This is a genomic window from Shewanella cyperi, assembly GCF_017354985.1.
In the GTDB taxonomy this organism is placed as follows: Bacteria; Pseudomonadota; Gammaproteobacteria; order Enterobacterales; family Shewanellaceae; genus Shewanella; species Shewanella cyperi.
In genome coordinates this window covers 1,129,729-1,149,118 of sequence record NZ_CP071501.1, presented here as the reverse complement: position 1 = coordinate 1,149,118, position 19,390 = coordinate 1,129,729, and the positions used below count along the sequence as shown (strand labels likewise).

The 19,390-nt window shown below is 55.2% G+C and carries 19 protein-coding genes; 6 read left to right on the top strand and 13 right to left on the bottom strand.

What is annotated here, in order from left to right; translation table 11 throughout:
• Positions 1–18: 18 nt before the first annotated feature.
• The gene (malQ, locus tag JYB84_RS04920; RefSeq protein WP_207322322.1) at positions 19–2,151 is read right to left on the bottom strand and encodes a 4-alpha-glucanotransferase; all 2,133 of its coding nucleotides are present in this window, start codon (positions 2,149–2,151) and stop codon (positions 19–21) included.
• Between the two features lie 440 nt (positions 2,152–2,591).
• On the opposite strand from malQ, the gene yiaY reads away from it, so the two are divergent.
• The 3 genes from yiaY to nhaC all read left to right on the top strand — a co-directional run bounded on the left by yiaY (position 2,592) and on the right by nhaC (position 6,214).
• Positions 2,592–3,740, top strand: a complete 1,149-nt coding sequence (gene yiaY, locus JYB84_RS04915) for an L-threonine dehydrogenase (RefSeq protein WP_207322321.1) — start codon at positions 2,592–2,594, stop codon at positions 3,738–3,740.
• A 240-nt stretch (positions 3,741–3,980) separates the two neighbouring features.
• Positions 3,981–4,343 (top strand): cytoplasmic protein, encoded by a 363-nt coding sequence (locus tag JYB84_RS04910; RefSeq protein ID WP_207322320.1) that lies wholly within the window; start codon positions 3,981–3,983, stop codon positions 4,341–4,343.
• A gap of 407 nt (positions 4,344–4,750) precedes the next feature.
• Complete coding sequence (nhaC, locus tag JYB84_RS04905; RefSeq protein WP_207322319.1) at positions 4,751–6,214, top strand: Na+/H+ antiporter NhaC; 1,464 nt, start codon at positions 4,751–4,753, stop codon at positions 6,212–6,214.
• Between the two features lie 66 nt (positions 6,215–6,280).
• Here nhaC and JYB84_RS04900 read toward each other — a convergent pair whose 3' ends face one another.
• Positions 6,281–7,630, bottom strand: a complete 1,350-nt coding sequence (locus tag JYB84_RS04900) for an NAD(P)/FAD-dependent oxidoreductase (protein ID WP_207322318.1) — start codon at positions 7,628–7,630, stop codon at positions 6,281–6,283.
• A 21-nt stretch (positions 7,631–7,651) separates the two neighbouring features.
• Positions 7,652–8,200 carry a GNAT family N-acetyltransferase gene (locus JYB84_RS04895; protein WP_228289694.1) on the bottom strand — a complete coding sequence of 183 codons (549 nt, stop codon included), beginning with the start codon at positions 8,198–8,200 and terminating at the stop codon, positions 7,652–7,654.
• A 208-nt stretch (positions 8,201–8,408) separates the two neighbouring features.
• Between JYB84_RS04895 and JYB84_RS04890 the strand changes: the two genes are divergently transcribed.
• Complete coding sequence (locus JYB84_RS04890) at positions 8,409–8,633, top strand: hypothetical protein (RefSeq protein WP_207322316.1); 225 nt, start codon at positions 8,409–8,411, stop codon at positions 8,631–8,633.
• A 60-nt stretch (positions 8,634–8,693) separates the two neighbouring features.
• On the opposite strand, the gene JYB84_RS04885 is transcribed toward JYB84_RS04890, so the two are convergent.
• From JYB84_RS04885 to JYB84_RS04855, 7 genes are all read right to left on the bottom strand, one after another.
• Positions 8,694–9,056, bottom strand: coding sequence for an acyl-CoA thioesterase (locus JYB84_RS04885; protein WP_207322315.1), 363 nt, complete (start codon positions 9,054–9,056; stop codon positions 8,694–8,696).
• 185 nt (positions 9,057–9,241) lie between these two features.
• Positions 9,242–10,249 (bottom strand): low-specificity L-threonine aldolase, encoded by a 1,008-nt coding sequence (gene ltaE, locus JYB84_RS04880; RefSeq protein ID WP_207322314.1) that lies wholly within the window; start codon positions 10,247–10,249, stop codon positions 9,242–9,244.
• Positions 10,250–10,413: 164 nt separating this feature from the next.
• Positions 10,414–11,013, bottom strand: coding sequence for a thiol peroxidase (gene tpx / locus JYB84_RS04875; RefSeq protein WP_207322313.1), 600 nt, complete (start codon positions 11,011–11,013; stop codon positions 10,414–10,416).
• Positions 11,014–11,119: 106 nt separating this feature from the next.
• Positions 11,120–11,944: a mechanosensitive ion channel family protein gene (locus tag JYB84_RS04870; RefSeq protein ID WP_207322312.1), complete on the bottom strand. Its 825-nt coding sequence runs from the start codon at positions 11,942–11,944 to the stop codon at positions 11,120–11,122.
• 106 nt (positions 11,945–12,050) lie between these two features.
• Positions 12,051–12,629, bottom strand: coding sequence for an OmpA family protein (locus JYB84_RS04865; RefSeq protein ID WP_207322311.1), 579 nt, complete (start codon positions 12,627–12,629; stop codon positions 12,051–12,053).
• A gap of 187 nt (positions 12,630–12,816) precedes the next feature.
• Positions 12,817–13,227: an LIC_13387 family protein gene (locus JYB84_RS04860; RefSeq protein ID WP_207322310.1), complete on the bottom strand. Its 411-nt coding sequence runs from the start codon at positions 13,225–13,227 to the stop codon at positions 12,817–12,819.
• A gap of 32 nt (positions 13,228–13,259) precedes the next feature.
• On the bottom strand, positions 13,260–14,078 hold the full coding sequence (locus tag JYB84_RS04855; protein WP_207322309.1) for an alpha/beta fold hydrolase: 819 nt from the start codon (positions 14,076–14,078) through the stop codon (positions 13,260–13,262).
• A gap of 185 nt (positions 14,079–14,263) precedes the next feature.
• On the opposite strand from JYB84_RS04855, the gene JYB84_RS04850 reads away from it, so the two are divergent.
• Positions 14,264–14,959 (top strand): transposase, encoded by a 696-nt coding sequence (locus JYB84_RS04850; RefSeq protein ID WP_207322308.1) that lies wholly within the window; start codon positions 14,264–14,266, stop codon positions 14,957–14,959.
• A 186-nt stretch (positions 14,960–15,145) separates the two neighbouring features.
• On the opposite strand, the gene JYB84_RS04845 is transcribed toward JYB84_RS04850, so the two are convergent.
• From JYB84_RS04845 to JYB84_RS04835, 3 genes are all read right to left on the bottom strand, one after another.
• The gene (locus JYB84_RS04845) at positions 15,146–15,979 is read right to left on the bottom strand and encodes an acyl-CoA thioester hydrolase/BAAT C-terminal domain-containing protein (protein ID WP_207322307.1); all 834 of its coding nucleotides are present in this window, start codon (positions 15,977–15,979) and stop codon (positions 15,146–15,148) included.
• Between the two features lie 78 nt (positions 15,980–16,057).
• Positions 16,058–16,480, bottom strand: a complete 423-nt coding sequence (locus JYB84_RS18515; RefSeq protein WP_407696026.1) for a GNAT family N-acetyltransferase — start codon at positions 16,478–16,480, stop codon at positions 16,058–16,060.
• Between the two features lie 1,722 nt (positions 16,481–18,202).
• Positions 18,203–18,760: a DUF4136 domain-containing protein gene (locus JYB84_RS04835; protein ID WP_207323104.1), complete on the bottom strand. Its 558-nt coding sequence runs from the start codon at positions 18,758–18,760 to the stop codon at positions 18,203–18,205.
• A 219-nt stretch (positions 18,761–18,979) separates the two neighbouring features.
• Here JYB84_RS04835 and JYB84_RS04830 point away from each other — a divergent pair, with 219 nt between their 5' ends.
• The gene (locus JYB84_RS04830) at positions 18,980–19,321 is read left to right on the top strand and encodes a hypothetical protein (RefSeq protein WP_207322305.1); all 342 of its coding nucleotides are present in this window, start codon (positions 18,980–18,982) and stop codon (positions 19,319–19,321) included.
• The last annotated feature ends 69 nt before the right edge of the window (positions 19,322–19,390 follow it).

Sequence of the window (19,390 nt, the reverse complement as noted above, 5' to 3'; positions counted from 1 at the left end):
TCTCAATTTGATAATTCTTTAATCTGCGCAGTCCTGGGCCGCCTGCAGCCGCCCCTGACGGATAAGGTGCAGGCACTGCAGCAGCAGTGGGTCGGCAAACAGGGTGGTCAGGCTGGCGGGCAGGCGCCGCTGCCAGTTGGCGTATTGGTGACTGGTGCCGGGAATGTTGACCGGGTGGCGGTCGCGGGCGAGATCGGCCAGCTGGACGCTGACCAGGAGCGACCGGCCCTTGGCCACCAGGGCCATGGTGCGCGGCAACAGGCTGTCGAAGGCCAACGGCCGCTCGGCGCCGGCTTCCAGCAGCCCCTCCTGCTCAAGGCGCCTGAGCAGCGCCTCCTTGTCCTGTTCGCGCGCGGCGAGCGCAGCGCCCAACTCCTCGTCGCTGCCAATCAGCTCCAGCTGGCGCCTCAGGTGCAGATCGCTGCCACTCCACCAGGCCGACAGCGGCGCCACGTCGTGATTGGCCTGCATCATCAGGCTCTGATGGCGATAGTGTGCCGGGGCGCAGAAGTCCTCGCCCTCGCGACAGAAATAAAACAGGTCGTTGCCGGGAATGGCGCTCTCCCACAGGCGATGGCGCAGATCCGGCGCCACAGTGCCGAGATCTTCCCCCAGCACCAGGCAGCAATTGCGCTGACTCTCAAGGCACAAGATTGCCAGCAAGGTATCGCTGGGGTAGTAGACGTAGCCGCCGTCCCTGCCAACCCACCACCAGAGGCGTTGCAGCCCCATGATGTGATCGATGCGCAGGGCGCCGCAGCCGCTCATGTTGGCCCGCAGCAGTGCGATGAAATGGCTGAAATTCTGCTTGGCCATGGCAATGGGATCCGGCGGCAGCAGGCCCCAGTCCTGGCCCGTGGCCGAGAAGGGATCCGGCGGTGCCCCTATGCTGGCCTCTTGGCAAAAGAGGCCATTGGCGGAGGTCAATTCACTGCCCCCGGCGCGGGCGCCGACCGCAAGATCCCTCACCAGGCCTATGCTCATGCCGCCCTGACGGGCCCGGAGCTGACACAACTGCAGCTGATCGGCGGCGATAAATTGCAGGTATTGATGGAAATCCTCCCGCGCCAGGCAATCCCTGAGCCAGGGCGCATCGGCGGCGCCTTCCCACAGGGGCGATACCCTGGCACGGCTGACCTCGGCGCGGGCAAAGTCCACAAGGGCCTGCCCCTGGGCAGCCACAAAATCCGCCAGGCGGCTGCGGCGCAGGTTGTCGTCCTTCAAGCGACAGAACTGCTGGAACAACAGGGCAAAGGCGCGATACTTGAGGCCCTGCACCCTGGGGTAGTCGAGCCAGGCATCCTGGTTCAGCAGCTTGCGCTGGATTTGCCAGTCGTTGCCGGCAAACTCCTGTGACAGCGCCGGGTATTCGGCGCAGTCTTCAATCTGGATATACAGGGGATTGAGCCAGCGCCTGTCCCAGGGACTGTAGGGGCTGGGATCCTCCGGGCTGGCAATATCGGGGGCGTGCAGGGGATTGAGCAGCACAAAGTCGGCGCCCTCGCGGCACAAAAAATCCAGCAGCTGGCCGAGGTCGCCAAAATCCCCTATGCCCCACTGATTGGCGCTTCTCAGGGCCCAGAGACCAACGCTGACCCCAAAGGGCAACCGCTGCTGATTGCGCCGTCCCGGCTCAAGCCGGCCGAGAAAGGCCTGCCGCGGCGCCAGCATGAGTATGCCCTCGGCCTCCCCCAGCAAGGGATGGCAAAGCCTGAGCCTGTGATAACCCAACCCCGGCCCTGGATTGAGCACGGCGTTAAACCTCAGGTACTGAATATCATCGATGCGATATTCACCCGTGACCCTCATGGCCTTGGGTGACAGCTCCAGGCTCAGCCACTCCTGCTGACCTTCGGCCTGTATATGGCACTCGAAGGTCTGGTCCATGCCAGCGGGCAGAAAACATTCGATGGCGGCGGCATCCACGTGCTGCCATTGGAAGCGCGGCAGCAGGCCACGCCAGGGGGCGGCGTCCAGCTCAAAGATGCGCTCATTGATCAGCTCATCGGCAAGCACTTCCCCCACGGGCAGGCCCAGCATGGTATTGAGCAGTGCCCGGCGGCTGCCCGGGTCTATGGGCAAGTCCCGGCCCAGGCAATCGATAAAACGATCCCCAACGCCCTGCAGGTAAAGCAATTTATCCAATGCCATACTGCCTTCCTCCCCAGCCCTATCCCTAAGGCACCCAATCCCGTTATTGGATGAGCAGCAAGCATGCCAAAGTCAGATAACAGCAATGCGACAGAAAGGTGTCAGCCAGGTGACGGATTTTTTCCAATATTTTTCAGGTAATTGAAGAGCAGTCACCCGGGAGGTTAACACCTTAAGCCATCAGCATTTTTTCCGTTAACCAGCCTGAGGCTGCACAAATATTGTGCAACACGCCCCAGAAGCAGGCAGAACAGGGGGCGATAAAAGGCCGACCTGACCGACTAAAAAGCTCAATAACGTTATTCAGTTTCAAGTTTTGCGGATAAGTCGGCAGCGGGGGGCCAGGATTGGCGCCGGATCACAGAGCTGCGCGGCGCAAATTGCTACCTTGCCGGTCAGAAAATTTCTTCAATATTTCTTTTATATTTCAAGGTGGATTTATGGCTGCAAAATTTTTTATTCCCGCTGTTAACGTACTGGGTCAGGGTGCCCTGGAAACCGCGGTCACAGATATTCAGTCTTTGGGGTTCAAGCGGGCCCTGATAGTGACAGACAAGCCCCTGTGCCAGTTGGGCATGGTGGCTCAGCTGCAGGACAAACTGGCCACGGCGGCCATAGCATCCGTGGTGTTTGACGGGGTGCAACCCAACCCGACCACGGCCAACGTGGAGGCCGGGCTGGCACTGCTACAAGAAAACGAATGTGACTTTGTGATTTCCCTCGGCGGCGGCTCGCCCCACGATTGCGCCAAGGGCATAGCCCTGGTGGCCAGCAACGGCGGCAGCATCCGTGACTATGAGGGGGTCGACAAATCTGCCAAACCCCAGTTGCCCCTGGTGGCCATCAACACCACGGCCGGCACCGCCAGCGAGATGACCCGTTTCTGCATCATTACCGACGAGGCGCGCCACATTAAGATGGCCATAGTCGACAAGCACACCACGCCGCTGCTGTCGGTCAACGATCCGCACCTGATGCTGGCCAAACCCGCCGGGCTTACCGCCGCCACAGGTATGGATGCCCTGACCCATGCCATTGAGGCCTATGTATCCATTGCCGCCAATCCGATCACCGATGCCTGCGCGCTGAAAGCGGTTGAGCTTATCAGCGCCTTCCTGCCAAGGGCCGTGGCCGAGGGCCACGACATGGAGGCCCGTGAGCAGATGGCCTATGCCCAGTTCCTCGCCGGTATGGCGTTCAACAATGCCAGCCTGGGTTATGTGCATGCCATGGCCCACCAGCTGGGCGGCTTCTACGACTTGCCACACGGTGTCTGCAACGCCGTGCTCTTGCCACACGTGCAGCGCTATAACGCCCAGGTGGCGGCAGCCAGGCTGGCGGACGTGGCCAGGGCCATGGGGGTCAATACCGATGGGCTGACCGCGGCAGAGGGTGCCGAGGCCGCCATCACCGCCATCGAGGCCCTCGCAACTGCGGTGAATATTCCCGCCAACCTCAGCACTCTCGGGGTCAAGGCCGAGGATATTCCCACCCTGGCGAGCAATGCGCTCAAGGATGCCTGCGGCCTGACCAACCCCAAGCAGGCCAGCCATGAAGAAATCTGTGGCATATTCGCCGCCGCTCTGTAACAAGCTCTGAAGCTTAAGCCCGGCCAAGTGCCGGGCTTGTTATATCCGCGGCCCCGACTCTGTATCAGCAACTGCTTAAAAAGACATCAGTCAGATACGGTTGACAGCTAAATGGGATCGGGCGCACCTTTTGGATCAGGCTTTTGCTGATACAAAGAACCCACAAGGGATGAAATTCCCCTTTTCTACGGCTAAGGTAAAACCTAAGCGTGCGCATTTATGACTCAAGGCAGGTATTGAATGACAGCGATTACCCATGTTTACAACTACACAGTCCGCATTCCCCATTACAAGGATCCCCAACACGACGTCAGTTGGCGCAATCATGTAGAAATCAACCATTCCAGCGAAATCGCCCTCGCCCGTATCACCAAGTGGCACAGGGACTCGGGCCAACCGGCCTTCGAAACCCAGGGCTTTATGGTGCGCAAGGCCGAGAATGAGGACGCCTATTTTGCGGTCCAAAGCGATAGGCTGAAATCCGATGGCCATGCCCTGGTGACCTTCAAGGTATTTACCGATGAGGCCGTTCCCGAGGTCAATCCCAAAGAAATTATCGAACACCTGATTGAAGATTACCGCGGCCGCCTCGATCGCGGTTAATTGAGCCCCAGCAGGCCGGCCGGATCCCACCGGCCGCCGCCCTTTATTGCCCGCGGTCCCATTCAGCTTCCTTTCCTATTGCTTGCTTCCCCTTAATGCCTGTCGCTGACGCGGCCGGTCTTTCTGCTTAACCATCAAAAGTTTCTGCTTGGTCATCAAAGGGTTCTGCTTGGCCAGCAAAAGTTTGCCTTTGCCGCTTTCCCATATAAGTCATCAATGGGTCAAATTGGTAACACCCGAGTTAAACCAAGGTGAAATAAGTGTTGTCGACTTTTACCCTGAATCTGTGTCAGGATGAGCCGGTTGCCCAGAGGGATCCTGGTCACAAAAATCAGGTATTGGGGCCTTCTCCGGTACACCTGCAAGGACACGCAGGATAAAAATTATTATAAAAAAGGAAGCAGTAGATGACACAACACAAGCAAGCCACCTTGGTCGATGCACTCATTCCCGTGGTAGCCCTGGTCAGCATGTTGGCCACAGCGGTTTACCTTTTCTCCTCCGACAGCTCTGCCGGCGCCAACCAGATAGCCCTTATTCTCGCCGCCTGTATCGCCATGGTGATCGGCATCAAGAACGGCTACCGTTGGGAACAGATTGAGCAGGGCATAGTTCGCAGCATCGGCGTGGCCACCCCGGCCCTGCTTATTCTCTTCAGTGTTGGCTCCCTTATCGGTACCTGGATCCTCGCAGGTACCGTACCGGCTATGATCTACTACGGCATGCAACTGCTGAGTCCCGACTATTTTTATGCCGCCAGCTGCCTGCTGTGCGCCGTGGTGGCCCTGAGTATCGGCAGCTCCTGGACGGTGGCCGGCACCCTGGGTATCGCCCTTATCGGCATAGCCCAAACCATGGGTCTGAGCATGGAAATCACCGCCGGCGCCATAGTCAGTGGTGCCTATTTCGGTGACAAGATGTCACCCATGTCTGACACCACCAACCTGGCGCCCGCCGTGGCCGGTACCGACATTTTCAGCCATATCCGCCACATGACCTGGACCACAATGCCGAGCATACTGATAGCCCTGGTGCTGTTCCTGTTCCTGGGCCTGTCGGCGGACACCAGTAATGTCGAAACCAACCTCGACGCCACCCTGGAGCTGCTGTCGACACAGTTTCACATAGGTCCACACCTGCTGCTGCCGCTGCTGGTGGTACTGTTTCTGGCCTATCGCAAGATGCCGGCCTTCCCGACCGTGATCCTCGGCACCATAGCCGGCGCCTCCTGTGCCGCCCTGTTCCAATTTGACGGTGTAGTAGCCCTGGCAGGTGATGCCAGCCTGATGCCACTGCTGGCCATGGTCAAGGGCATTTGGATTGCCATGTTCAATGGCTACACGGCCAACACAGGCGATGCCATTCTCGATAGTCTGCTGAGCCGCGGCGGCATGAGCGCCATGGTGACCACAGTGTGGCTTATCCTCTCCGCCATGGCCTTCGGTGGCGTAATGGAAGCCACCGGTCTGATGGAGCGCATACTGCAAAGCCTGCTGCGCCTGGTCACCAGCACCAGCAGCTTGATCCTGACCACCCTGGGCTGCGCCATCGGCGCCAACATCATCACCGCGGATCAGTTTATCGCCATCATACTGCCCGGTCGCATGCTCAAGCTGGAATACACCCGTCGCGGCCTGGCACCGGTGAACCTGTCACGGGCCCTGGAAGACTCGGCCACTGTCACCAGCCCCCTGGTGCCCTGGAACACCTGCGGTGCCTTTATGGCCAGCACCCTCGGGGTTGCCACCATAGCCTACCTGCCGTTCGCTTTTTTCAACCTGATCTGTCCCGTGGTCAGCGCCAGCTATGCCTGGTTCCAGATTAAGATTTTGCCCCTGGAAGAGCCGGAAGCCGAACTGGCAGAAGCCTGATTCAAAAGCATCCAATAAAAAAGCCGCCCCGGGGCGGCTTTTTTATTGGCATTTTTATAGCGTTGCTCAGCCAATGGCGTCGCGCAAACGGCCGTAGTGATAGTAGCCCCACTGTCCCAGGCGGCGGGCGGCGGCAAAGGGGAAGGTCGGCAGCGGGCTTTGATACAAAGGCAAGGCCGGCGCCGCAACGCCGCTCAGCATTCCCGCCAAACGCCAGGCGGCCTGGGCACTGAAGGACACCCCGGCACCGCAATAGCCCATGGTGTAGCCACAACCATCCTGACTGTAAACATGGGGCATATCATCCATGGAGGCCGCAATCCAGCCGCTCCAGCGATAGTCCACCTGTTTGGAGGTCAAGGCCGGGAAGGCACTGTTAAGGGCCTGCTTGAGCCTCGCCGGGTATTCCGGCCTGTGCTCATCTTTGCCCCAAACGGCGCCGCGGCCGCCGAACAGCAAGCGGTTGTCCGGCAGCAGGCGGTAATAATACTTGAGGATGCGGGTATCCATGGTCACCTGCCGGCTGTGCATGCCGGCGGCAAGACGCTCGTCCTCGGTGAGTGGCTCGGTCACTATCACGTTCGACAGTATCGGCAGGAAACGCTTGTCCAGCAGCGGTGAAAAATGTTTGGGGGTGTAGGCGTTGCCGCTCATCACCAACTGGGCGGCGCTGAGTTCGCCGCCATCTGTGGTGAGCAGATAACGGCCCTGCTCCCGGCGCTGGGAAATCACACAGCTGTTTTCATAAATACGCACCCCGGCATCGAGGGCCAGTTTACGATAACCCAGCAACAGCTTGAGCGGATTGAGACCAAAACCGTCCGGCAGGCGCAACGCGCCAAAGGCCTGGTGGTGGTCGAGCAACTGACTGCGCAGCTCGGCGGCGCTGAGGAATTCGGCATCGCCGCCAAAGTACTTGCGGATAAACTCGGCCCCGGCCTTGAGCGTCTCCATGGCGGCCGGATTATGGGCGACCTTGATATAGCCCTTTTCCTGGGGCTCACAGTCTATATTACCGCTGCTAATCAGCTCCTCAACCCGGCTGACGGCCTCGGAGAACTCCCGGTAGATGCCATGGGCGGTGTCGAGATCCCAGCGTTTGGCCATCTGGGCGTAACTGAGCCGGCCCGAACCCTTGAGCACGAAACCACCATTGCGGGCGCTGGCACCAAAGCCAATGCGATTGGCCTCCAGCAGCACCACCTCGCGGCCATAGTGACTGGCCAGGTAATAGGCGGTCAGCAGGCCACTGAAGCCCCCGCCCACCACGGCTATCTCGGCCCTGTGACTGCCCAGGAGTGGCGGCAGCGGCTGCGGCAGGGCCTGGGTCGAGGCCCAGTAACTGTCCGGTAAGGCCAGGTGGTGTGGCAGCGGATTGACCAGGGGATCGTATACGTTGACTGAAGAAGCGGACATGGGTTACCTAAAACGGAAGGTTCAGAGTTTGTCGAAGCTGAGCAGCATTTCACAGGCGGTGCAGTGGCAATCTGTGCCGCAGCGCACACACACATAATCGGGATTGTCGTGGGACTGATTCCAGCGGTCGGGGTGGGCCTTAATCAGCCTGCCACCGGCCTTGGCAAAGTAGCGCACCGCGGCATTATGGGGGCTTTCCTGCCACAGGTGGGCTATGCCCCCCAGGGCTCCCTGGCGGGCACAGGCCCTGGCCGAAGCCAGCAACAGGCGCCCGCCCAGGCCATGACCGCGGGCAGCCTCAGCCAGGGTATTGGATTTGAAATAACACACCTTGTCCTTGGGCAGCTGCCACAGCTCGGGACTGCACCAGCGGTCGGGCTGCCACTGCCCCGCTGCCAGGGTCAGGCGGAATCCCAGCAGTTCATCACCACGGACAGCCACATAGCTGGGATTGATGCCATCCTTGATGCCCGAGTGCCAGAGCGCCTGCAGATGCGGTATATCCAGATAACCGCCACCATGGACCTTGAGGCCGAGGGCAATGACGCTGTCGAAATCGTCCTCTGTCATGGGACGCACTGTTATGGAAGAAAGATGAGAGGATTCGGATGTCATGGACCGTCTGCTTGTTATCATTTTTATGACAACACATTAACACAAGCGAGCGCCGCTGAAAGCCCCCAGGGCGATGACAAAATACCTGGCCGGCTGCTATAGTGCGGCGTGAATCACCAAGTGCCGCATCCAAGCCCGGCTTGCGAATTTAGAGAGGATGTCAATGCGATATATAACGCTGTTTTTTGTGATCCTGTTGAGCGCCGGCTGCGCCGAGCTCAAGGATGCCGGTCAGGCCATGGGCGAAGCAGGCCAGGCCGTGGGTGAGGCAGGCAAGCGGGTTGGCCGCGACATAGGCCACGCCACCCGGGATACCACCAAGGCCGTGGGCCATGCCTCCCGGGACGCGGTCAAGTCGGTCAAGGAAGATCTGAGCGAGAAGAATTGAGCTAGAAGAACTGGGCGAGAAGAACTGGGCGAGAAAAACCAGCGGCTTATCTGCCCAGCCCTAGGCTGCCCTGGCCCTGTGTGGCGTAGGCAGCCCCTGGGCATCCACATGGACAAACACCATCTTGTCGATGGTGGCCACGGGCAGACGGGAGACCAGATTGCGCACCAGAGCCTGGACTGTGATCGAACTGTGGCCCATGTGTACCAGCTCGAAACCGAATTCCAGCACATCGCCCTGATGGGCCGGGGTCATAAAGTTAATCTCCGAGATCAGCTTGGTGACGTGGCTGACGCTCTTCATCTGACAGGCAGCAAAAATAGCCGCCTCTTCGTCTATCCAGCTCAGTAATTGGCCGCCAAACAGACGGTTGGCGGGATTGAGGTGCTCGGGTTTGACCAGGCGGCGACTGTAGAATTCCATGTTTGCTCTCCTGCTGAGTGGGCCATCTCAATGACCCGCAAATAACAGCAAGAACAACGCCAGCTTTACATTCCCTTTAATATCATCGCTTTAAATAAAGGCTCTGGCCTGGTGCCCGCCCGGTTTGCACCAGGGCGATGCAAGCTGCACCGGCGCAGGCCATTCGCAGGCCCCTGGAGCAAGGGTTAAACGGGCGCCTTGAGAGCCGCGGCAAAGCGGCGGATACCGTCGCTGTTGATGTCCTTGTGGGTCACAAAGCGCAGCTGCTTGCCTGGGCTGATGATAAAGCCCTGCTCTCTCAGGCTGCGGGCCTTGGCCTGAATATCGACACCCTCATTGACCGAGGCAAACACCATATTGGTCTGCACCTGGTTGATGTCGAGGCTCAGCCAATCCACATCGCCGAGCAGCTCCGCCAACAAGCGGGCATTGGCGTGATCCTCTTCCAGACGCTCCACCTGTTCCGTGAGGGCCAGGATCCCCGCCGCCGCCAACACGCCCGCCTGACGCATACCGCCGCCGAGCATCTTGCGCCAACGTTTGGCCTTGTTGATCAAACGCTCATCACCCAGCAGCAAGGAACCCACGGGGGCTGCCAGGCCCTTTGACAGGCACAGGGACACTGAGTCGAAATGCCCGGCAATACGGGCCATGTCAACGCCGCAGGCCACGGCAGCATTGGCCAGGCGGGCGCCGTCGAGGTGAATTTTGAGCCCCTTATCAAAGGCCAACGCCTGGGCCCTGGCCAGGTAATCCAGTGGCAGCACCTTGCCGCCGATGGTGTTTTCCAGGCTCAGCAAGCGGGTGCGGGCAAAGTGAATATCGTCCGGTTTAATTGCGGCGCTGATGGCCTCCAGGGCTATGGTACCATCGGCCTGATTGGCCAGGGGTTGGGGTTGAATGCTGCCGAGCACGGCGGCCCCTCCGCCCTCGAAGCGGTAGTTGTGGGCTTCCTGGCCACAGATATATTCATCGCCGCGCTCACAATGGCTCATGAGTGCCAGCAGGTTGGCCTGGGTGCCCGAAGCGGTAAAGAGCGCGGCATCAAAGCCCAGCATCTCGGCGGCCATGTCCTGCAGGCGGTTGACGGTAGGGTCGTCACCGTAAACATCATCACCGACCTCGGCTCTGGACATGGCCAGGCGCATGGCCTCTGTGGGTTGAGTGACTGTGTCGCTTCTGAAATCCAGCATGATCTACTCCGTTTTTCGAGTACTTTTTAAATCCAGCCGTGGGGGCTTTTTAAAGAGAGACCACTCTAGCCGCAGTCATCCGACTACCGCAAGGCTTATCCCTGGGCTTTGCTTAAACAAAAGGCAGACTCTGGGTCTGCCTTTGGAAATAACCTGTATCGCGATCAGTTGCTGCTGATTTGCCGCAACGCCTTAAGCGCCGCCTCATAATCGGGATGATGGCTGACATCGCTCACCAGCTCACGGTACCTGAGCACGCCCTCGGCATCCACTATCAGAATGCTGCGGGCCAGCAGGCCGCGGTTCTCAATAAGCAGGCCATACTCTTCTGCAAAGTTGCGCCACACAGAGTCGGACAACACCTTGATTTTGTCGACGTTTTCCACCTTGCAGAATCGCTTCTGGGCAAAGGGCAGATCTTCACTTATGGTCAGCATCACCACCTTGTCATCGAAGCCGGACACTTCCTTGTTGAAGCGCTTGGTCTGCAGGGCACAGACACCCGTGTCCAGGCTCGGCACGGCGCTGATAAGCACTGTCTTGCCCTTGAAGTCGCTCAAGCTGACGGGGGTGAACTTCTCATCCACCACCTTGAAGTCCGGGGCCTTGTTATCAAGCTCGGGTTGCACCCCAACGAGTTTGGTGGCCGAGCCCCCCAAGAGTACGCTGCCCTGCTCGGGGGCGGCCTGGGCCTGGGCCTGGATCAGAGTCTGGGTCAGGAAAGTGCCCAGCAGCAGCGCCGTCGTTAAAATTGCCTTGTTCATCTTGTCTCCCTAAAGGTTTAGCCAACGCCTGGCGCATGGCAAAGGGTAAATTGTCTGTGTTATTAAAAAGCCGGTACTGGACCGGCTCTTGTGATTGCTGACTGGATTATTGTGATGGCATGGCCTTCACATGAATATCCATTTGCGGGTAAGGGATGCCAATACCGGCGTCATCCAGGGCAATCTTGATCTGCTCCAGCAGTTCAAAACGGGCCGGCCAGTAGTCGCTGCCCTTGACCCAGGGACGAACCACGAAATCCACGGAGGAATTACCCAATTCACTGACCGCTACCGTATAGGCGGGATCTTTAAGCACAAAGGCATTGTTATCCAGCACCTTGGTCAGCACTTCCTTGGTGGCGCGGATATCGGCGTCGTAGGACACGCCTATCACCAGATCGATACGGCGCTTGTCCATGGTGGAGTAGTTGGTGATGGTGCCATTCATGATGGCCGAGTTCGGCGCCACTATCACCTTGTTATCACCGGTGCGCAGCTTGGTTGAGAAAATGGTGATCTCATCCACCACACCGACAATACCGGCGGCTTCGATAAAGTCACCCACACGGCAGGGACGGAACAGCACCATCAGCACGCCTGAGGCAAAGTTGGACAGGGAGCCCTGCAAGGCCAGGCCCACGGCCAGGCCGGCGGCACCGATAACCGCCACCAAAGACGCTGTCTGTACCCCGATTTGCCCCAAGGTAGCAATCACGGTGAACACGAACACCAGGGCCCAGGCCAAGTTGGCCACGAAAGACACCACAGTCTGATCCACCTTGCGGCTGCCCAGCACCTTGGCGGTCAGACGTTTGGCGACGTTTGACAGGTATTTACCGATAAAAAAGATGACGATGGCGAACAAAATGTTCAGGCCGTAACCCATGACCAGCTCGGGTAATTGTTTAAGCAAACCTTCTAGGTTTTCCATTGCGTGACTCCCAGTTTTCCAGTTGTAATATTAAGTAGATCGCTAAGTGACTAGTTAAGAAAATCGCTAAATAAATAGTTAAGTAAGTCGTTAAGTAATGAGTAAGTTATTCGGCATCAACCAAAAACTCAACCCGGCGGTTAAGCTTTCGTGCCAGGGGACTGTCCCCCGCTTCCACCGGCTCGTTGCTGCCGCGGCCCTCGATAAACAAGAGTGCCGGGTCCACAGCAAAATCCGCTTCCAGCAATAGCCTGACATGATCGGCCCGCGCCAACGACAGTGCCTGATTGGCCTCGTGAGAACCTATATTGTCAGTGTGCCCCACCAGATACACCGCCTTGCCATGACGTTTGATAAAGTCCGCCACCTTGGCCAGGGGCCAGGCCTGATCATAGCCGAGCTTGGCAACCGCAAAATCGAAATACACAGTCACGGCCGAGGTATGCTCACATTGGGGTGGAAAGAGTGAATCCCGGGTGGTCATCAAACAAAGATCCGGGACCTCGGCCACGGGCGCAACGACGCAGCCGTTGGCGCTAACCTTGGCCTTCAATTCGGTAGCGGGACAGGCATCCTTGAGATCCGGCACCCCGTCGCCATCCTCATCGTTCCAGCCCCAGGCGGGTTGAATATGGGAAACCAGCAGCAAAACCACCAACAACACAGCTATCGAAGATTCACGCAAGCAGGCGCTCCTTCCGCCATGGGCGGTGGTCCGGTTGGGCCTTATCTGAAATGTCGCATTCAAGAACTTTCAACAGTTTATAGCCACTATTACCAGACCGCCAGCGGGCGGGGAGCAGTTGCGCACTAAGGCAGCAGGCTTTGGGGTAAGCAGCAGGAGCGGACGGGCTTCCCCTTCGTTGACTTGTCTAAGTATTCAGCAGCCAGGCCGCACCCAGAAAGCAAATCAAGGCTATCGAGATGCCGATAAAGGGAATTTTGAACCAATATTTTTTAGCCAGCACCAGGTAGCAGGCCGCAACCAGCACCGGCAACCAAGAGAACCACAGCGAGTCTTGCAGCAACTCATGATGATTTATGGCCAGGGGCAAGTACACGGCGGCCAGCAGCATGGCCCCCAGACTATGGCTGGCGTTGAAACCAATCCAGGCCTTCCAGACCGTGGTTTCCCGGGTAAGCCGGGGCGAGGTGGATTTCATGGCCTCGGCCACAGCCCCGTCATAGGGACTGAACTTGGTGGTGAACAGGGTGTAGATCAGATGGATTGTGCCCAGAATGCCAAATATGGCCGCACCTGTGATCAGCAGTAACTTATCCATGTCGCCTCGCTTGCTATCAGTTGTGGATTAAATCAGTTGTGAATAAAGAACAGTAGGTTATCTATAGCGCGGAATAGCAGCGGACTGTTGTCCAGCGGGACATTGTGGCCGGTACTGTTCGTCACCAAATGCACTGCATTGGGATTATGGGCTATCAGGCTTTGGTGCAGCTCGCGCCAGAGTTTTTTCCCGGCAGCGCTGTGCCCTATCCACCAGTCGCTTTCGTTTAACTTTGAGGAGGTGACCACAACAGTAGGAAGCTTCTGGGTGATACCTTCATCGGCTATGGCATTTTGCCTGTATATCTGCTGCAAATTGCGCCATTCTGGCTGTTCATTAAGCATGGCATCCAGCCGGGCTGCATCACGCTCCGCCCACGCCTTATCCAGATTTGCCAGTCCCTTGCCAAAGCCCTCATGACTGGGTTCAAGCAACAGCAGCCCTTTTACCAAATCCGGATGCACCGCGGCGAAGGTTCGCACCTGCAAGCCGCCATAGGAATGGCCCAACAGCAGGATCTTATTTCCCGCCTCAATTCCCGTCAGCAGTTGTTGCAGCCGCTCATTTGAAGCCGCCAAAGAGACATCATTCGCCTTCTGCGACTGACCATTTCCGGCGCGGGAATAGATGATGGTTCTGAGCGGCAGCTTTTCAAGCTCCGGCAGCAAGGGCTGCCAGTAATCGACGCCCATACCCACACCGGACTCGATAACCAGGGTGTATTCCCCTGCCCCCAAATCCAGGTACTCCAGCTTAGTACCGCCGGCATCGAAGAACCTGGCTTCCAAGGGAGTGGCCATGGCCAGTTGGGTGATGAAACAGCAAAGACCAAGAATAAATCTGAATTTCAAAATGTGCTCCAATTTTGAGAAATTTAACGCATTAACTATCAGCTGAATAAAGAATAAAGAGAATAAAGGGGTCGGAGTTAATTACACCCAATCCAAATAAAGGGGTCGCAATAAAGGGGTCGGAGTTAATTACACCCAATCAGGTGCTACACTTCTTCAACCTAGCCAATGCCCAAGGAAGGACCATGCCTAGAAAACCCCGCTTTTACCTACCCGATATCCCATACCATATTGTCCAGCGCGGTAATAACCGCACCGCCTGCTTCTTTTCACCAATCGACTTTGGCATCTACATTAATGCACTAACCGATGCCCTGCAAACATTTCACGTCCAGCTACACGCCTTTGTACTGATGACCAATCACGTACATCTATTGATGACGCCCAGCGATTCACAAGGCATTTCAAAGGTTATGCAAAGCGTTGGCCGCACCTATGTCCGCGCTATTAATGGCCTTTACCGACGTACAGGAACACTTTGGGAAGGTCGGCACAAGGCCAGTCCCATCAACAGTGAAGAATACCTGCTGATTTGTCAGCGCTATATCGAACTCAATCCAGTGCGTGCCGGGATGGTGGGTCACCCATCCGAATACCGTTGGTCTAGCTATCAAGCGAATGGCGCAGGCAAAGCTATTCGCTGCCAGACTCCCCACCCAACTTACCTATCCCTAGGCAATTCCCATACCGAACGCCAACATGCCTATCGCGAGCTGTTTAACTGCGACATTTCCAGCGAACAACTGCATATCCTTCGCGACTGCCTTAACCACAACTATCCAATGGGCAATGAACGCTTTAAATCCGACATTGAAGCCGCGCTCAATCGAAAACTTGGTCATCTCAAACCCGGGCGACCTTGGCCTGGTAAAAACGAATGAGTTTTTTAATTCACTCAGACCCCTTTATCCTACATCCGAGCCTTTTTTCTCGATTTTTTGATCAAAAACTTCAATAGTCCTCTCCCTAAGTTCTTTTCGCAAAACCAGATTCCTTATGTAACTCGAACACATAACGCATTAATCAGCGAAGCACGTTAGTGCGTCCGGTTGCTGTACTTTGTCAAACTACAATGTAGTCAAAAAATGGTTAATAATAGAATCTTTAATTTCTGGAGCAGTCTCTTTACTAAAGCCATGGCCAGTTTTATAGGAGTTATGGGTTACTGGATATTTAAATTTCTTATCTTTTAAATATACTTCTATGTCTTTAGACATTTGATAAGATGGCCATATTTGATCATTCTCTGCTGAGATCATTAATAATGGACCATTAATGTTTTCGAATTTGAATAAGGCCTTATTTACATTTTCTTGGTTTTCTAATGCAACGTTAAATCGTTCGATTAGCTTGGCGTTAGAATCCAATTCCAGACTCAGGGCTGGGATGTCTTGACCCTTAAAGGTCCATGCTGATTTGGGGACCGTTAATCCGTACCATGCGACTTTGCTTGGGGTGGTAACAACAACCGATTTAATCCTAGAGTCCATGGTTGCCAATAGAAATGCAGCTTCAGAACCCCGAGAACCTGCAACTACCCCAATTCTGGAGGAATCAATTAAAGGCTGAGATTCCAAATACTCAATTGCATCTATAAAGTATTCCATTGGTATCTGATCTAAAGTTTGAGAAATTCCTTTTTCTTTAAAGAAAGCTAATCCCAAGACCGCAACGCCATGGGGGGCAATCATTTCACCGTTAGAATCTCCCGTGGCTATCCCTCCTTCAGAGCCTCCAAAAGCAATGACAACCGGCAATTTATTTTCCGTTTTTGGCAAATACAAGTTAGCAACTAAATTTTTATATTCAACTTTCTTTATATCGTAATGATAATTTTCAGATTTTGATGGGAAAGACAGCAGCGAGACAATTAAAGCTACCATAGGTACGAATTTATGCACGATATCTCCTTGTAGTGTGAATGTTCACAATAGGCGCAAGGACTGCGAAGCAGACGGAGTCCAAGTCACTTGTTAAATTTAGCTTCTAGAAAGCTCACTTAGCGCTTCCCCCGACACTCGCCGAATAGCCATATGCTCAAGCACATGAGAATGTATGGACTCATAAAATCCATTACTCATCGACTTATCCTTTACTACGTACCATTCTATTCGGCTACATCCCGACTTTAGTGCAATAGAAGCCAACTCAGACATAGCACTTCTCGCCACACCCTTACGTCTATGTTCAGGACGAATGTATATTGCCTGCATATACATTTCCCTTTGCCCAGTAAAAGTTGCCCACTTCCAGCTATAGATTAAGAACCCTGCGACACTGCCCCTGACCACAATCAGCATTGCATAAGCCACTGGGTTATCTGAGAAGAAATTAGCTCTCAGATCCTCTTCTGATGTATGTATCTCTTTCACGCCATCGCTGTGTCCAAGATCATGCAGCATATCAAGGATGCTCGGACAATCCTCAATTTCAGCTTTCTTTAGATAAACACTCATATCTCAAAAATAATTTAACGTTTTGCTAAGGGGCTGGCGCCACGCGCCAGTCCCACGGAGCCAGCTTTAGCTGGCGGAGTAAACTTGAGCAACTGGTTATGTGAACCTATACACTTTGTATAGATATTTTTTCACACTTTGACTTTTTAATCATTTTCATAGTTGCTGCAACTACAGAATGTTCCACATTGCAGTCTACGATAAGATGTACAGAATCACATTCCGGCAAAGAGTTTAACGATTCGAGTAAATCGTATACGAGATTTCCTTGTACCTTTATAGACTTGGAGTCAAGCTCAACCACAACCATTTTATTTTCCTTAAAGTGAACTAAGGTAAAAAATAGAATCGAACAAATCAGTATGAATATTTTCACCAAACCCTCAGTTCACATAACAGCTGTATAGTGCGCATGCGCGTTTTAGTCCTCGGAGGAGTAAAACGAGCATTGCTAATTTATTGTATTATCTGCTGAATACGACAAATAGCCAAAATATTCTCGGCAGCAAAACGCGCATGCGCGGTTTTCAAACCTATTATCTACATCGAAGAAATTTCAACTTGCTAATTTTATTATATTTTTTAAAAGGTTACGGGATTAGTGCGCAAGATTTTCATCCGTTTATTGAGTCTTTTCCCCAAAACCCAGATACGACTGTATAAAAGTACTGTTAAGCCAAGTAGCCCAAGTTTTAAGTAACCCAAACTAAGTGGCATCGCTTTACGTTGACGCCAGCACACTACCCATCTTAGTTGTCGTTAGGGCTGTCATAGAGAGCTATTAAGAAGACATGGCTACCGCACGGGCTGAAGTGTTCCGCTTCATCCCTGCACTTAATTTTATCTTCCCGAATCAGTATCTTGTCAGAGAATGGCAAGGATAAGCAAGCGGTAAAATAATACGTATCAAGCTTTGAAGCCTAAGGTCGCACGAATGCCTGAATGGTGCACCTTTAATCAAGCACTGCCGCGCCAGTGACCATCGGCGACAGGGATGTCGCCGCTGAGCCTCCAAGGACGGACTCGTGGCGTGTCACTGGAGTGGCAGTGCGAAAGCGCACCGCAAGTGATTAATGGCATCCGATGCCAGACGTTGCAAGAGATAGCCGCTGTGCCAGCGGCACAAAGTCGTGGGCCTCCAGCCGGGGGCGCCTAGCCCACACCCGGCCAAAAAGGGCTCAACAGCAATAACAACGTCCCTGTTTAACAGCCAGCTCGCCAATCCCTGGCTCGCGCTCAGGAGCATGTTACTGCGTGACCTTCGCCCTCTTGGATCTCCCTGCCGCCCCCCAACCGGAGCCGAAAGCCCCTCAGCCTCCTGAGCTTGGTCATGCTACAGCTTCGAACTCGCATCCTGCTCGACCGAAGCAGCCTCGATATCCCTATCTCGGCTACGCGCCCAAGCTCGTCGTCCTCGACTCTGGCTCCTGCTTCGTCCTAGCTCCTGCATCCATGCAGTCGTCGGCGGCTCCGAAGGGCGAATGGCGTAACATTCCGGCATCTGACTTGCCGTTAAACAAACCGCAAGCATTCCCCAGAATATTCAGCCCCTTACGTGAAGATTTATTACTTACCAAGCCGGATCATGCATCAAAACAAAATATAGCCGCTGTGCCAGTAGCAAACAAAAACGGCCCTGAAGGGCCGTTTATGTTGTATAGCGTGAGCTTATTGGGCTCGATTCGGTGGGTAGTTGGCCATGATCTTGGCCACGGCCTGACGGATCAAGGCCTCGCGCTCCTGGGGGGTATTCTTGTCCTTGATGGTGTCGGCCAGGGAGCCGCGCCACACCAGGCGGTCGCTCTTGTGGTCCACCAGATCCACTATCAGGGTGCCGACCTCGTATTCGCGTACCACGGTTTGGGTCTGGACGCTGTTGCCAAAGCCCCAGGATGGTCCCCAATAGGGGTTGTAACCAAAGCTGGTGTTGAAGGTATCGACATTGATTTTTTTGTCGACCTTGGTGAGGTAGTTCACCAGCAGATCCGCCTGCTCGGTGGCCACCAGGCTGAAGCCCTTGGCCTTGAGTTCGGCATCAACTGCATCGCGCACCCTCTGGTCCATCAGACCATCAAGATGGTAGCCGGCCCCCTCCTCCTGCTTCGCCACCCAGGCATAGGTTTTGTACTGGGTGAAATTGACCGCAGGGTCGAAATCCCAACTGGTCTTGATACTGCTACAGGCCCCCAGCGCCAGTGCTGCCAGGGCGATAAGATACTTCTTCATCATGTTTCCTTTACTCTGTTATCCAAGCCAATCAAGGCGAATTTACCTATGGTTCTTGATTTCAGCTTAGCCGAACTGAAGCGGCATTCACAATAGCCATCAAGGACTTCTGCCTCGCCATTCGCTTTCTTTTTTGCGGTTGCTTTATTTCGGATGACTTGACTCCAAACAAAACTCAATTGACAATCATTATCATCTGAATCTCAATGGAGTGACCCCATGTACTGGTTTTTGAGTGCCTTCGCTGTCGCCGCCGCCATCTTGCTGTTTGCGCCCCGGTCCGCCTCCGTCAGCCCTGATCCCGGTCGCTTGTTGCACCAGACCGCAGTCGCCGACAGCAAGGCCACCCCAATGCTGTTGCTTATCACCCTCGGCATCAGTCTGTGGTTGTTGCTGCTGGTTAAATCTCAGGGGGGTAACAGCTTCGTCTGGGCGGCGCCCGGGTTCGTGTTGACCGCAGCCATAGTGGCCATCCCCACACTCAGGCGCTTTCTGCTGCCGGTGGCCCTGGGCACGGGATTGCTGCTAGCCCTTATCTGCTTCCTGCAACTGCTGCCCTGATAACGCAGGCATCAGATTATCCAAGGGGATTAGCGGCTTAACTACTGGTTCCTGCTGGATTCTGCTTTA